Annotated in this window: 16 protein-coding genes and 1 pseudogene; 6 read left to right on the top strand and 11 right to left on the bottom strand. The window is 71.2% G+C overall.

The genetic code is table 11. From position 1 onward, the window contains the following. Positions 1–10 precede the first annotated feature (10 nt). Together hisC and ACFOGJ_RS22530 are read left to right on the top strand one after the other, a co-directional pair. Entirely contained in the window at positions 11–1,114 is a 1,104-nt protein-coding gene (gene hisC / locus ACFOGJ_RS22535) for a histidinol-phosphate transaminase (protein ID WP_379904837.1), read from the top strand. Further along, entirely contained in the window at positions 1,111–2,043 is a 933-nt protein-coding gene (locus ACFOGJ_RS22530; RefSeq protein ID WP_379904835.1) for a prephenate/arogenate dehydrogenase family protein, read from the top strand. Before hisC ends, ACFOGJ_RS22530 begins: the two co-directional genes overlap by 4 nt. A 26-nt stretch (positions 2,044–2,069) precedes the next feature. Here the strand turns inward: ACFOGJ_RS22530 and ACFOGJ_RS22525 are convergent, their stop codons facing one another. Beyond that, positions 2,070–3,128, bottom strand: a complete 1,059-nt coding sequence (locus ACFOGJ_RS22525; protein WP_379904833.1) for a DUF2125 domain-containing protein — start codon at positions 3,126–3,128, stop codon at positions 2,070–2,072. Between the two features lie 117 nt (positions 3,129–3,245). Here ACFOGJ_RS22525 and ACFOGJ_RS22520 point away from each other — a divergent pair. The 3 genes and pseudogenes from ACFOGJ_RS22520 to ACFOGJ_RS22510 form a co-directional block, all read left to right on the top strand. Beyond that, positions 3,246–3,680 (top strand): annotated as a pseudogene (locus ACFOGJ_RS22520) (EamA family transporter); the annotation flags it as partial. After that, complete coding sequence (locus ACFOGJ_RS22515; RefSeq protein WP_379905143.1) at positions 3,660–4,196, top strand: DMT family transporter; 537 nt, start codon at positions 3,660–3,662, stop codon at positions 4,194–4,196. The pseudogene ACFOGJ_RS22520 and the gene ACFOGJ_RS22515, both read left to right, overlap by 21 nt. Continuing rightward, positions 4,193–4,828, top strand: coding sequence for a gamma-glutamylcyclotransferase (locus tag ACFOGJ_RS22510; RefSeq protein ID WP_379904831.1), 636 nt, complete (start codon positions 4,193–4,195; stop codon positions 4,826–4,828). Before ACFOGJ_RS22515 ends, ACFOGJ_RS22510 begins: the two co-directional genes overlap by 4 nt. Before the next feature lie 10 nt (positions 4,829–4,838). On the opposite strand, the gene ACFOGJ_RS22505 is transcribed toward ACFOGJ_RS22510, so the two are convergent. From ACFOGJ_RS22505 to ACFOGJ_RS22490, 4 genes are all read right to left on the bottom strand, one after another. Further along, positions 4,839–5,258: an NUDIX domain-containing protein gene (locus ACFOGJ_RS22505; protein ID WP_379904829.1), complete on the bottom strand. Its 420-nt coding sequence runs from the start codon at positions 5,256–5,258 to the stop codon at positions 4,839–4,841. Then, a complete protein-coding gene (locus ACFOGJ_RS22500; RefSeq protein WP_379904827.1) occupies positions 5,255–6,241 on the bottom strand; it encodes a helix-turn-helix domain-containing protein in 987 nt (328 codons plus the stop codon). Before ACFOGJ_RS22500 ends, ACFOGJ_RS22505 begins: the two co-directional genes overlap by 4 nt. 95 nt (positions 6,242–6,336) lie before the next feature. Further along, positions 6,337–6,780, bottom strand: a complete 444-nt coding sequence (locus ACFOGJ_RS22495; protein ID WP_379904825.1) for a YybH family protein — start codon at positions 6,778–6,780, stop codon at positions 6,337–6,339. Positions 6,781–6,813: 33 nt separating this feature from the next. Continuing rightward, entirely contained in the window at positions 6,814–7,290 is a 477-nt protein-coding gene (locus tag ACFOGJ_RS22490) for a nuclear transport factor 2 family protein (RefSeq protein WP_379904822.1), read from the bottom strand. Positions 7,291–7,567: 277 nt separating this feature from the next. On the opposite strand from ACFOGJ_RS22490, the gene ACFOGJ_RS22485 reads away from it, so the two are divergent. Further along, positions 7,568–7,951: a hypothetical protein gene (locus ACFOGJ_RS22485; protein ID WP_379904820.1), complete on the top strand. Its 384-nt coding sequence runs from the start codon at positions 7,568–7,570 to the stop codon at positions 7,949–7,951. 37 nt (positions 7,952–7,988) lie between these two features. Here the strand turns inward: ACFOGJ_RS22485 and ACFOGJ_RS22480 are convergent, their stop codons facing one another. From ACFOGJ_RS22480 to ACFOGJ_RS22455, 6 genes are all read right to left on the bottom strand, one after another. Then, entirely contained in the window at positions 7,989–8,357 is a 369-nt protein-coding gene (locus ACFOGJ_RS22480) for a Crp/Fnr family transcriptional regulator (RefSeq protein ID WP_379904818.1), read from the bottom strand. A gap of 17 nt (positions 8,358–8,374) precedes the next feature. Next, the gene (locus ACFOGJ_RS22475; RefSeq protein ID WP_379904816.1) at positions 8,375–10,717 is read right to left on the bottom strand and encodes an adenosylcobalamin-dependent ribonucleoside-diphosphate reductase; all 2,343 of its coding nucleotides are present in this window, start codon (positions 10,715–10,717) and stop codon (positions 8,375–8,377) included. A gap of 184 nt (positions 10,718–10,901) precedes the next feature. Next, entirely contained in the window at positions 10,902–11,654 is a 753-nt protein-coding gene (locus tag ACFOGJ_RS22470) for a lysophospholipid acyltransferase family protein (protein WP_379904814.1), read from the bottom strand. 14 nt (positions 11,655–11,668) lie between these two features. Further along, a complete protein-coding gene (locus tag ACFOGJ_RS22465) occupies positions 11,669–12,448 on the bottom strand; it encodes a YdcF family protein (protein ID WP_379904812.1) in 780 nt (259 codons plus the stop codon). Further along, a complete protein-coding gene (locus ACFOGJ_RS22460; protein ID WP_379904811.1) occupies positions 12,445–12,993 on the bottom strand; it encodes a D-glycero-alpha-D-manno-heptose-1,7-bisphosphate 7-phosphatase in 549 nt (182 codons plus the stop codon). Before ACFOGJ_RS22460 ends, ACFOGJ_RS22465 begins: the two co-directional genes overlap by 4 nt. 1 nt (position 12,994) lies before the next feature. Further along, positions 12,995–13,673 (bottom strand): cell division protein FtsX (locus ACFOGJ_RS22455; protein WP_379904809.1); only part of this gene is annotated, 679 nt, incomplete at its 5' end.

Raw genomic sequence — 13,673 nt, 5'->3', positions numbered from 1 at the left:
AGAGACTGCCATGACCCTGCCTGCCCCGCGCCCCGGACTGATGGAGATCACCCCCTACAAGGGCGGCGAAAGCTCCGCCGAGGGGGTCGCCCGCATCCTGAAGCTGTCCTCCAACGAGAACCCGCTGGGCGCCAGCCCGCGCGCGATCGCCGCCATCCGCGCGGCGGCGGAGGAGGCGCATCGCTATCCCGACGGCGGCGCCTCCCGCCTGCGGGACGCGATCGCGGCCCGCTACGACCTGCCGAAGGACGGACTGATCTGCGGCAACGGCTCCGACGAACTGCTGTCGCTGCTGGTCCATGCCTACTGCAAGGCCGGCGACGAGATCGTCTATTCCGAACATGGCTTCCTGATGTACGCCCTGGCCGCCATGGCCAATGACGTGACCCCGGTGAAGGCACCGGAGACGGAGCTGACCGCCGACGTGGACGCCCTGCTGGCGGCGGTGACGCCGAAGACCCGGATCGTCTTCCTGGCCAACCCGAACAACCCGACCGGCAGCTACCTGGCGGAGTCCGAGGTGCGCCGCCTGCGGGAAGGCCTGCCGGACGGGGTCCTGCTGGTGATCGACGCCGCCTATGCGGAATATGTCAGCCGCAACGACTACGAGCCCGGCGCGGCGCTGGTGGCGGAGCGGGACGATACCGTGATGACACGCACCTTCTCCAAGATCCACGGCCTGGCGGCGCTGCGCCTGGGCTGGCTCTACGGCCCGCCGGGGGTGGTGGACGTGCTGCACCGGGTGCGCGGGCCCTTCAACGTGAACGCCATCGCCCAGGCGGCCGGGATCGCGGCGCTGGCGGACGAGGCCTGGCTGGACAAGGCGCGGGCGCATAACGACTACTGGCTGCCGGAACTGACCGCCGCCCTGACGGCGATCGGCCTGACCGTGCCGCCCAGCGTCGGCAATTTCCTGCTGCTGCGCTTCCCGGGCGGGGCCGACCAGGCCGCGGCCGCGAACGCTTTCCTGACGAAGCGCGGCGTGCTGATCCGCGGCATGGCCGCCTATGGCCTGGCGGAGTCGCTGCGCGCGACGATCGGCTCCGACGAGGAGAACCGCATCCTGATCGACATGCTGACCGAGTTCATGGCGGGTCAGGCGGCGGACGGATGAGCGGCGGGGGCACCGCCGCTGCCGCACCAGCGGTGCGCCGCCTTGCGTTGATCGGCGTCGGGCTGATCGGCTCCTCCCTCGCCAGGGCGGCGCGGGCCCGCGGGGCGGCGGAGGTGATCGCCGGCTACGATGCGAATCCGCAGCACCTTGCGCGGGCAGCCGAACTCGGCCTGCTGGACGAAGTGGCCGGGTCCGCGGCGGCCGTGGCGGAGGGGGCCGACCTGGTGATCCTCTGCACCCCGCTGGGCAGCTACGCTGCGATCGGCGCCGAGATCGCGCCGCGGCTGCGGCCCGGCACGGTCGTCAGCGATGTCGGCAGCAGCAAGGCCTGCGTCCTGCGCGACCTGGGCGCGGTGCTGCCCGATGGGGTCGCCCTGGTGCCGGCGCATCCGGTTGCGGGCACGGAGCAGTCGGGGCCGGATGCCGGCTTTGCCGAGCTGTTCGTCAACCGCTGGTGCATCCTGACCCCGCCGGAAGACGCGGCGCCGGAACCGGTTGCCCTGGTCGAACGGTTCTGGGCCCTGCTGGGCAGCACGGTGGAGCGGATGGATCCCCAGCACCACGATCTGGTGCTCGCGATCACCAGCCATGTCCCGCACCTGATCGCCTACAACATCGTTGCCACCGCCGACGACCTGGAAAGCGTGACGAAGTCGGAGGTGATCAAGTATTCCGCCGGCGGCTTCCGCGACTTCACCCGCATCGCGGCCTCCGACCCGGTGATGTGGCGCGACGTCTGCCTGAACAACCGCGAGGCGGTGCTGGAGATGCTGGCGCGCTTCACCGAGGACCTGACCGCGCTGCAGCGGGCGATCCGCTGGGGAGAGGGCGACCGGCTGCTGGAACTGTTCACCCGCACCCGTGCCATCCGCCGCCAGATCATCGATGCCGGGCAGGAGACGGCGGCACCCGATTTCGGCCGCCGCTGATCCCTGTATCCACCGAACGGCCGTCGCTACAGGAGCGGCGGCACCGGCATCAGGCTGATCGGGCCCAGGAACAGGCGCCCGTCCTGGGCACTGACCGGGAACTGCACGCTGGTATTCCCCTGCGCGTCGGTGCGCGACATGCTGTCCAGCAGCAGCTTCAGCAGCGCCATCTGCGTGCCGTCGATCCGTCGTGCCGCGCCCACGATCTCCAGCAGCCGGTCATAGCCGCCGATCCGCACCGTGAAGGCGCCCAGCGGGCGCATCGCCTCGTCGACCGTGATGCTGCCCTCGCTGGTCAGGGTCGTCGGTCCCCAGGCGAGTTTCAGGTCGGTGACGTCGACCACGCCGCCGGCATCGCGCCAGCTTGCCAGGGCGGCCGGGAACGGGCCGGCGGGCCAGTCGCCGCGCAGGGTGGCGAACAGGTCGAGGTCCTGCACCTCCCGGCCCAGTTCCGGCGGTGCGCTGCCATCGGGCAACTGCAGCAGGTCGATCTGGATCGCCGCGTCATAGACCGGCGGGACGGCCGCATCGGGCGCACCGGCGCCGTCGGCCGGTTCGCGGCTCGCCTGCGCATCCGGCGGCAGGCGCCGCAGATGCACCTGTCCGCGCGCGGCGGAAAAGGCACCGGCGGCGCTCTCGCCGCGGATCGCGTGCAGGTCGACCGCGCCGCGGTCGATCCGGCCGTCCGCGCCGATCCGCAGGCTCGCCTCCGCCTCGTTCGCCTCGGCCGCGGCGGCCGGCGCCCCTTCGGGCGGCCGCCAGTCGATGCGCAGCGGGCCGATGCTGCGGGCCAGGATATGGTCCGGCTGCCAGGGCTGCGCCACGGCGAAGGCCTCGTCGGCGGAGAGGGTGGTGGTGCCGCCGGCCTCCTCGAAGCTGAGCGACGGCGCCTCCATCGTCACCTCCAGCCGGAACGGATAGCCGCCGACGGCGACGCCGCGATGACGCAGCACGACCCCGTCGCTGCGGGCGGCTTCCTGCCAGGCCACGATCCCGTCCTCGGTCGCAGTGGCAAGGGTGAACCAATAGGCTGTATACCCGCCCACCATGACGACCAGTACCGCAGCCAGAACGAAATAACGCATGCCGCACTCCGTGCCGATCGGCCCCAATGTTCCGTTTGCCGGCGATCCGTTCGCCGCCGGTCTCCCATCCGGTCCGGTCCGGCGCAACCGCCCCCGGCCGGCGCCGGCTTCGGCCGCATGACCGCCGCGCCGGAACAGGCCCGCGCGCCGTCGCGGGCCCTGGTCCTGTCGGGGCCGGTGGTCTTCGTCGGCCTCTGGTCCACCGGCTTCATCGCCGCCGGGCTGGCGCTGCCCTATGTCGGGGCGCTGACCTTCCTCGGCCTGCGCTTTCTGCTGGTGGTGCCGCTGCTCGCCGGCCTGGCGCTGCTGGCCGGCGCCGCCTGGCCGGCGCGCGCCCTGGACTGGCTGCATCTAGCCATCGCGGGGGTGCTTGTCCAGGCGGCCTATCTGGGCGGCGTCTTCATTGCTATCGGCCTGGGCCTCGGCCCGGCGGAAACGGCGCTGATCGTCAGCCTGCACCCCGTCGTGGTCGCGGTGCTGGCCGGCCCGGTGCTGCGCGAACGGGTGATCTGGCGGCAATGGGCCGGCCTGGTGCTGGGCTTCGCCGGCGTGGCGCTGGTGGTGGCGGACGGCCTGTCCGGCGACCTGGCCCTGTGGACCGCCTATCTCGCCTGCATCGCCAGCCTGGCCGGGATCGCGCTGGGCACCCTGTACCAGAAGCGCTTCTGCGGCAGTTTCGACCTGCGCACCGGCAACGCGGTCCAGTTCCTGGCCGCTGCCGCCGTCACCGTGCCGCTGGCCTGGCTGCTCGAGGGCTTCGTCGTGACCTGGGCGGCCGATTTCGTCGGCGCCCTGGCCTGGGCGGTGCTGGTGCTGTCGATCGGCGCGATCTCGCTGCTGTACTGGATGCTGCGCCGCGGCGCGGCGACGGCGGTCTCCGCCCTGTTCTTCATGGTGCCGCCGGTCACCGCCCTGATGTCCTGGGCGATCTTCGGCGAGGTCTTCGGGCTGGAGGAACTGGCCGGCATGGTCCTGGCGGTCACCGGCGTGGCCTTGGCCCAGGCACGGCCGCGCAGCCGTGCCGGTCTGGGCCGCGGGGGGGCGGGCCGCGGGGGATCGACACGATGACGGCCGGGCACAAGCCGCCCTCGCGCCGCACCGCGGAGCTGCGCCGCCGCCAGCCGCTGCCGCCCCTGCCGCAGCGGCACCGGCTGCCGCTGGACCTGGCGCATCGCCGGCGCCCGCTCTGGGTGTTCGGCTATGGCTCGCTGATGTGGCGGCCCGGCTTCCCGGTCGAGGCGGTGCTGCGGGCGCGGCTGTCCGGCTGGCAGCGGGCGCTCTGCGTCTGGTCGGTGCATCATCGCGGGCGGCCGGGGGCGGAGGGGCTGGTGCTCGGCCTGCGCCCCGGCGGGCAGTGCTGGGGCCTGGCCTACAAGGTGCCCACGGAGGCCCGGGCCGCGGCGCTCGCCTATCTGGCGCGGCGGGAGCTGGTGACCGCGGTCTACCTGCCGCGGCTGGTGACGGTGCATACCGCCCGGGGGCGGGTGCCGGCGCTGACTTTCGTGGCCGATACGGCGCATCTGCAGTTCGCCCGCCATCTGGGGGAGGAGGAGGCGGCCCGGGTGGTCGCGCGCGCCTCCGGTCTCAGCGGCCACAACCGCGACTATCTGGAGACGACGGTGCAGCGGATCGCCGGCCTGGGGTTCCGCGACCCGGCGCTGGAGCGGCTGATGCGCCGCGTGGCGGCGCTGGACGTCTGAGGAAGGGCGTCTACAGCGCCAGCAGCCCCAGGTCGCGGGCGCGGGCGATCGAGCGGCGATAGCCCGCTGGCAGGGGCAGGGCCTCCAGCTCCGCGAAGCCGAACAGGCCGAACGCATCATGCTCATCGCTCAGCCGGCAATCGCCGGCGGCGGCTGTGCTCGACAGGGCATAGCTGACGATGAAGACCTCCGGCGCGGCCGGCAGGCTGTCGATACGGTAGAGCCAGCTGTCCACGATCCGCGGGCCGGTGGCGGCGATGCCGAGCTCTTCCGCGATCTCGCGGATGATCGTCTGTTCCGGTGTCTCGTCCGCCTCCAGGCGGCCGCCCGGCAGCTCCCACTCGCCGCGTTCGTTGCGCAGCAGGCAGACCTTGCCGTCGAAGGCCAGGATTCCCTTGATGGAGATGGGATAGCGCCCGGCCCCTGTCACGCGTTGCCCTGCATGCGCTGACGGCGCCAGTCGCGCGGCGACAGCCCGGTCTCCGCCTTGAACAGGCGGCTGAAATGGGCGGGATCCGCGAAGCCCAGGCCATAGGCGATGGTGGCCACCGAATGGCCACGCCGGGCGGGGTCGGCCAGGCGGATCCGGGCCGCCGCCATGCGCCGCGCGCGGATCGTCGCGGAGACGGTTTCCCCCCTGGCGGCGAGCAGCTTCTGCACATAGCGCGGCGACAGGCCAAGGTCGCGCGCCAGGAAGTCGGGCCCCAGCCGCTCTTCGCCGAGATGGCGGTCGATGGCGCGGTAGAGCCGGCGCAGATGGGCGAGCCGGACCGCGCTCTCGTCGCTTTCCAGGGCAGCGGCCGGCGCGGTCAGCGCCAGCGCGAGAAGGTCGAGCAGCTGCGGCACCAGCCGTGCCGCCTCTGCAGGCGACAGCTGCGTACGCTGCGCCACGATCGCTTCCATGAAATCCAGGAAGATCCGCACCAGCGGCGCATTGCCGGCCATGGTCCGTGCGGTGAGGTCGTCGATCAGCGGCAGCCGGTCGCGCGCCATCGGCCCCTCGATCCGCAGGGTGGTGAGCGTGTCGGGGCTGGCCTGGAGGTAGCGGTAGGTATCGGCGGTACCGATCATGCCCAGGTCGCTGGGCGCGATCCGTGCCTGGCGGCCGCCCTGGTGCAGTTCCAGCGGCTGCCGCCGTGGCACGGGCAGCATGTAGTAGTCGCCGCCATCGCCGATATGGCAGCGCCGGCGGTCGACCAGCATCGGGTCGCAATCGACCATGCAGAAGCGTGCGCCGGCCAGGTCGAAGATCGCCAGCTCGCCCCTGCGGAATGCGGTGGCTGCCGGATTGGTCAGATCGACCGGGTAGTAGCTGTCGTAGATCGCGTCGGCCCAGGCCTGCAGGCGCCGTTCGGGCGGCACCCCGCCGACATCGATCTGCCGCAGGTTGGTCTCGCCGCCAGGCGCCTGCATGACATCCGCCTCCCGCATCGCCGGCCGCACCGTTTCCGGGCGCAGCGATGCCAGTTCACCACAGTTCGCGGCGGAGGGGTATTGCGGGCGGCGGTTCAGCCCGGCGAGGCGCCGGCGATGCGCCCGGCCAACACGCTCTGGTGCCAGCAGACCAGCTGCCAGGTGCCGTCGATCCGCGCCCAGGTCAGGGTGAAGCCCATGAAGCGCTGCCGGAAGCCGGTGTCGCGCGGCTTGCCGCGGAAGGTGGAGAAGCCGCTGACATGGCCCATATCGCCGATCGCCAGGACGTTCACCTCGCGCGGGATCCACTGAAAGAACTCCCACAGCCCCTGGCCGTCGCCCAGGCCGCAGCCGCGGGCGTGGAAGTCGATATGGTCGATGAACTCGGCCTTGGTCATGCGCCAGGGATAATCCTCGTCCAGGATCTCGCAGCGCTCGTCGAACATCGCCCAGAAGCCGTCCAGGTCGCCGGTGTTGAGCGCGTTGCTCCAGGCCTCGAACCGTTCCCTCAAGCCCGTCTCGTCTGCGGATGCCGTCATTGCCCTTGCTCCCTTCCCGTTCCGGCGGCGGGATCAGCCCGCGCGCACCTGCTCCATGCCGGCCCAGCTGTCGCCCTGGGCCACGTTGAAATTGAAGATCACGTCCAGGCGGCTGAACAGCCAGCTGCCGTCGCGGCGGACGAAAGCGTCGTCATAATCGCCCAGGATCCAGCGGCTGACCTTGCGGCCGTCCTGCATGAAGGTGCAGGGCAGCAGCAGCCGCCAGCGGCCGCGGGCGGTGTCGCCATCGACCTCGACGATGCCGTTCATGCCCAGATGAGCACAGAAGGTGATGGTGGCCGAGGCGCCGCCGAAGAAGTCCTCGATCGCGGCGCGGCCCTCGTGATGGCCCAGCTCGGCATTGCTCCAGACCCCTTCGTCGACGAACAGCGGGCCGATCCGGGCCGCATCCAGGCCCTGGTCGTTGTAGTGCCAGTAGAGATGCTTCAGCCGGGTGATCTCCTCGATCGCCGCCAGCCGCGCGACGCGCGCCTCCAGATCGTCTGCCATGCCGCTTTCCCTGTCGACTGGACCCATTGTCCGCGCATTCTATGCCGGCGCGCGGCCGGCCGGCCGGTGGCAGCTTGGACCTGGATGCCCCAATTCTTGGCCCTGGCTGTCCCCGGTGTCCTGGCCCTGCCAGCCGGCGGTGCGGCAGCAAGATTGCCTGTGACGGCGGGCATGGCTGTTGTACACTCAGCGATGGCAAGTGACCGGGGTGGTTGCCATCTGGAATTGCATCCTTCCCGGTCGCCGATGGACGGCTGCGGGGAAAGAAGGTCGTCCCATGACAGGAAACGAGGGCCCGGCCGGACGGGTGCCGGGCCGGACGACGGACGGGTTGCCGCCGACCGTGCAGGGCGCAGCCGTGCCCGGTTCCGTCCTGCCGGAAACCGCTGTGCCCGGCAGTTTCGACGCCGGCTGGCATGACGAGCGGGAGGATGGCGGGCGGCCGTTCTGGGCAGTGCCGCTGATCCTGTCGTTCTGGGCGATTGCCGTGCCGTTGGGCCTGAGCCTGTGGTTCGACGATGATGTCGAAGCGGCGCCGGCATCCTGCATCGAACTGGCGCTTGGCCTCGACGCGGCGTTGCGGGCCGCCGATGCTGGCGCGGCTGCCCGTCTGGGCCATGACCTGGGGCGGGCCGGCTGCCCGCTGCCATCCGGGCACTGACCGGGGTGCCGATCCGGGCGGTCGGCCGGACTGACGGTTACCGGCCCGTGGTGCTGGTCGAGCGCAGGTTCTCGACCAGGATCCGCACCAGGGCCTTCAGGAACGGGTCGGCATTGGCGAGCTTGCGGCGCAGGGTGGTGCCCGGTATCGCCCGCACCGCGACGAACCCCATAGACGTGGCGTTGGCAGAGCGGGGCTTGCCGTCGACCAGCGCCATCTCGCCGAAGAAGCCGCCGGGGCCGACGGTCGCCAGGGTGCGGTCGTTCGGCGGACGGCCGGTCCAGATCCGCACCTGGCCCTCCTCGACGAAATACATCACGTCGCCGCGCTGGCCCTCGGTGAAGATCTCCTGGTTGCCGCCGAAGGTCAGCTTGCGGAACGGGTTGGCATGCTCCGGCTCGCTCATGGCCGCCTCTCCCGCGCTCAACCGCAGCGGGAATAGCCGCAGGAGGTGCAGATATCGCAGCCTTCCTGCCGGACCAGGCTCGGCTGGCCGCATTTCGGGCATTGCGCCAGGCCGGCGCCGGGCCGCGCCTCCTCCTGCCCGACCGCCTTCAGGTAGGCGAGCTGCTCGGTCCTGCGTTCCTCGGGGGCGCTGAGGAAACCGATGTCGATCATGTGCCGCTCGATCACCTCGCCGATCGCCGCCAGCAGCGACGGCACGTAGCGGCCGCGCATCCAGTGGCCGCCGCGCGGGTCGAAGACGGCCTTCAGCTCCTCCACAACGAAGGCCACGTCGCCGCCGCGCCGGAACACCGCGGAGATCATCCGGGTCAGCGCCACCGTCCAGGCGTAATGCTCGGTGTTCTTGGAATTGATGAAGACCTCGAACGGCCGCCGGCGCCCGTCGGCGACGATGTCGTTCAGGGTGATGTAGATCGCATGCTCGCTTTCCGGCCAGACCACCTTGTAGGTCTGGCCCGGCAGCGCCTCCGGCCGGTCCAGCGGCCGGGTCATGTAGACCACGCCGCCGGCCTCGAAGGCATCCTTCGGCTTCGGCGCCGGCGCCGCCAGGGGCAGTTCCGCCTGGGCGGCGGCTTCCTGCGCCTTCGCCTTGTCCTTGTCCGGCGCGAGGCTCAGCACCGAGCCGGTGACCGGGTTCGGTCGGTAGGTGGTGCAGCCCTTGCAGCCCTGCTCGTAGGCCTGGACATAGACGTCCTTGAACGCCTCGAAGGAGATGTCCTCCGGCAGGTTGATGGTCTTGGAGATCGAGCTGTCGACATATTTCTGCACCGCGGCCTGCATCCGCACATGCGCCTCCGGGGCCAGGGTCTGGGCATCGACGAAGGCGTCGGTCAGGGGCGCATTCTCGCCGCGCAGCCGGCGGTACAGGCGATAGGCATAGTCGGTCACCTCCTCTTCCTGCCGGCTGCCGTCGGGCAGCAGCACGGAACGGCGGTAGGAGAAGCTGAACACCGGCTCCAGGCCGGAGGAGACATTGTCCGCCAGGATCGAGATCGTGCCGGTCGGCGCGATCGAGGTCAGCAGCGCGTTGCGGATGCCCGATCGCGCGATCGCGTCGCGCACGTCCGCATCCAGGGTGGCGACATGGCCGCCCGCCAGATAGGCCTCGCGGTCGAACAGCGGGAAGGCGCCCTTCTCCGCCGCCAGTTCGGTGGAGGCGAGATAGGCCGCCCGCTGCAGCGCCGCCATCCAGGCTTCCGTCAGCTGCACCGCCCGGTCGCTGCCGTAGCGGGCGCCGGTCATGATCAGCGCATCGGCCAGGCCGGTGACGCCAAGGCCGATGCGCCGCTTGTTGCGCGCCTCCTCCTGCTGCCGCGGCAGCGGGAAGCCGGACACGTCGATGGTGTTGTCCATCATCCGCACCGCGGTGCGGACCAGCGCGTCCAGCGCCTGCAGGTCGAGCGCCGCGGCGTCGGTGAACGGCTCACGCACCAGCCGCGCCAGGTTGATCGAGCCCAGCAGGCAGGCGCCATAGGGCGGCAGCGGCTGCTCGCCGCAGGGATTGGTGGCGGCGATGGTCTCGCAATAGTGCAGGTTGTTCAGCCGGTTGATGCGGTCGACGAAGATCACGCCGGGTTCGGCATAGGCATAGGTCGCCCGCATGATCCGGTTCCACAGGTCGCGCGCCTGCACGGTCCGGAACACGGTGCCGTCGAACATCAGGTCCCAGCCGGCATCCGCCTTCACCGCTTCCATGAAGGCGTCGGTGACCAGGACCGACAGGTTGAACATGCGCAGGCGGCCGGCATCCTCCTTCGCGGCGATGAAGGCCTCGATGTCGGGATGGTCGCAGCGCATCACCGCCATCATGGCGCCGCGGCGATGGCCGGCCGACATGATGGTGCGGCACATCGCGTCCCAGACATCCATGAAGGTCAGCGGCCCGGAGGCGTCGGCGCCGACGCCGCGGACCGGTGCGCCACGCGGCCGCAGGGTGGAGAAGTCGTAGCCGATGCCGCCGCCCTGCTGCATGGTCAGGGCGGCTTCCTTCAGGTTGTCGAAGATCCCCGCCATGTCGTCGGGGATCGTCCCCATGACGAAGCAGTTGAACAGGGTCACCCGCCGGTCGGTGCCGGCGCCGGCGACGATCCGTCCCGCCGGCAGGAAGCGGAAATCCTCCAGCGCCTCGCGGAAGCGCGGGATCCAGGCTTCGGGATCGGCCTCCGGCGCAGCCAGGGCACGGGCGATGCGGTCCCAGCTGTCGTCCAGGGTGCGGTCGACCGGCGTGCCGTCGGCATCCTTCAGGCGGTACTTCATGTCCCAGATCTGACGGGAGATCGGGGCGATCTGCTGCTCGGGCATGGCCGGTCGCTCGTCCTGGACGGTTTGTCTGCATAGTGTCGGGAGGGCGGTGCGAACGCCTTGCCGATCCCGCAACCGGCATCCTCACCGAAGGGCGATTGTATCGGCAGCGGCCCGCTGCCGTCAATGAATGTTCCCGTTATGTGCGACGTCCATTTCGCCGCAACATGTCAGGCAGGGTTAGTCAAAGCTCTGTTTTTGCTGGATTTTCGGCTTCGATGCCGACCCGGGCCTCCATGGCCAGCCGGTCGCTGCCGTCCTGGATCGCCGCCTCCAGCAGGGCGATGAATTCGGGCCGTTTCAGCCCTGCCGGGATCGGCGGCAGGAACTCCATCAGGATCGTCCCGGGCCGTTTCATGAAAGCCTTGCGGCCCCAGAACAGGCCGGAGTTCAAGGCCACCGGCACCACCGGCAGGTCGAGCCGGTCGTAGAGGGCGGCGATCCCCGCCTGCAGCCGCCGGCGCTCCCCCGGCGCGACCCGGGTGCCCTCCGGAAAAATCACGATCGGCCGCCCCGCATCGGCGCAGGCCCGCGCGACCCGCAGCATGTCGCGCAGCGCGGTGGCGCCTGCACTGCGGTCGACGGGGATCATGCCGACCCGGCGCGCATAGGTGCCATAGAGCGGGATCCGCAGCAGTTCCTTCTTCATCACCAGCGCCGGATCGTCCAGCAGGCTGTGGAACATCATCGTGTCCCAGGCCGACTGGTGCTTCGCCGCCACGATGCAGGGGCCGGCCGGCAGGTGCTCCAGGCCGCGCACCTCGTGGCGCAGGCCGACGATACGGCGCAGGAGCCAGTTCACCAGCCGGTTCCAGCGGTCCATACCGCGCACCAGGATGCGGCGGTCGGACCATAGCAGCGGCAGATAGGCGATGCAGAAGCCCGCCGTGGACAGGTAGAAGCAGAGGTTGAAGAGCAGGGCGCGCAGCCAGGTCATGTCCGTCTCCGCGCCTAGGTATCGCTGCCGCCGCGGGCCGCATCGCCGCCGCGGGACCGCTCGACCGACAACGGCGATCCGCCGATGGAGATCTCCGGCGCCGGGACCGTGCCCTCCGCCGGCACCGGTTCCAATGCGCCGGCATTGCCGGCACCGGGCGGCTTGCCGGTCAGCGCCCGTTCGGCGCGGGCGCGCAGCAGCGCGGCGAAATACTTGTGGAACTCGCCCACCAGGAGCTCCGCGGTGCCGCGCCAGCGCCACCAGTCCCGCAGGCGGATCTGCTCCGGGAAGACCGGATGGGCGATATAGTCGATCTCCGGGTCCGCCCGCCGCAGTTCCAGCAGGCTGCGCGGCATGTGATAGGCCGCGGTCACCACCCGCAGGCTGTCATAGCCGCGACTGCGCGCCCATTCGGCCACCTCCAGGGCGTTCTCTTCCGTATTGCGGGCGGCAAAGCCCAGGTCGACGCAGCAGTCCAGCAGCTCCGCCCGGCCGGCCACCTCGCCCAGCGCGGCCTTGTCGACGGTCGGATTGACGCCGGAGACCAGCATGTGTCCGGCCAGGCCCTGCTGCAGCAGGTTCAGCCCCTCGGCCAGCCGGACCGGCCCGCCGGTCAGCACGACCACGGCATCGGTCTTCCGACGGTCGATGCTCTCCCCCGACGGCAGGCCGGACAGGAACTGCAGGAAGGCTCCGGCCCAGAGGGCGGCAAGCACCAGCACGACGATCACCGGCAGCAGCCAGAGGCGTCCGCTCGGCCCGGAGGGGCGCCGGAACACCGGGCGACGGGTCAAGCCGGCGCCTCCGCCAGCAGCCGCTCCACAGCATCGGCGAGGCTCTCGAGCACCCGCACGGGCAGGAGCTCGGGCGGGATGCCGCGGCCCTGTACCGTCGCGCCATGCCCGGTGCGGACCAGGACCCGGGCGCAGCCGGCGGCATGCGCGGCCTGCAGGTCGGACAGCGAATCGCCGATGAACAGCACCGGCTCCGCGCCCCTGCGCAGCCGCGCCATTGCCTCCCGCAGCATGCCCGGGCCGGGCTTGCGCCGGTCGCTGGCCGCCCAGGGCGGGTCCGGGGCGTGGAACAGGGCGTCCAGCCGGGCGCCGGCGCGCGCCAGTTCCTGCTGCAGCCGGCCGTGGATTTCCGCCAGCCGCTCCTCGCCGATAATACCGCGGCCGACGACGCTCTGGTTGGTGCAGACTGCCACCCGGTGGCCGTTGGCGTTCAGGCGGGCCACGGCGGCGGCGCTGCCCGGCAGCATCACCAGCTCCGATGGCGCCTTCACGTAATCCTCGCGATTGACGTTGAGGACGCCGTCGCGGTCCAGCAGCACCAGCATCTCAGACCTCGCGGCGCAGCGCCCGCAGCACCGTGAACCTTGCGGTCACGGCCGCCAGGACGACGGAGCAGAGGGGGATCGCCAGGATGCCCGCCCAGTCGAGCGGCGACAGGCGCATCGGCGGCAGCAGCGCCGCCTGCAGGTCGGCGGCGGTCTCCGCCACGGCGAAGGCGACGAGGGCGGCCAGGGCCAGGCCGATCACCGCGCCTCGCAGGGCCAGGCCCAGGACATGCCACTGGAACTGCGCCGCGATGTACTGGTCGCGGGCGCCGATCGTGTGCAGGACCGCGATCGTCTCCTGGTGGTTGCCCAGGCCCGCATTGGTGGCGAAGACGATCATCGCCACGGTGGCCAGCGCGATCGCCGCGACCACGCCGAAGCCGAGCGCCCGCAGCGATTCGGATACCGCGGAGAGCTGCGACAGCCAGGCGCGCGGATCGTCGACCCGGACCCCGGCGGTCGCGTCCTGCAGGCCGACCGCCAGCGCCCGCCGGTCGACCGCGGCATTGCCGTCCAGGCGGACCTCGATCACGCCGGGCAGCGGCAGGTCCTGCAGCAGGGCGGCATCGCCCAGCCAGGGCCGCAGCAGGGCGGCGATCTCCGTCGATTGCAGCGCGTCGGCCGCGGCGACGCCGGGGGTGCGCCGCAGCTGCGCCAGCGCCGCCTCCACCCGCGGCGCC

The organism is Marinibaculum pumilum, from assembly GCF_042646425.1.
GTDB classification, from domain to species: Bacteria; Pseudomonadota; Alphaproteobacteria; order Ferrovibrionales; family Ferrovibrionaceae; genus Marinibaculum; species Marinibaculum pumilum.
This window is presented reverse-complemented; position numbering and strand designations above follow the sequence as displayed.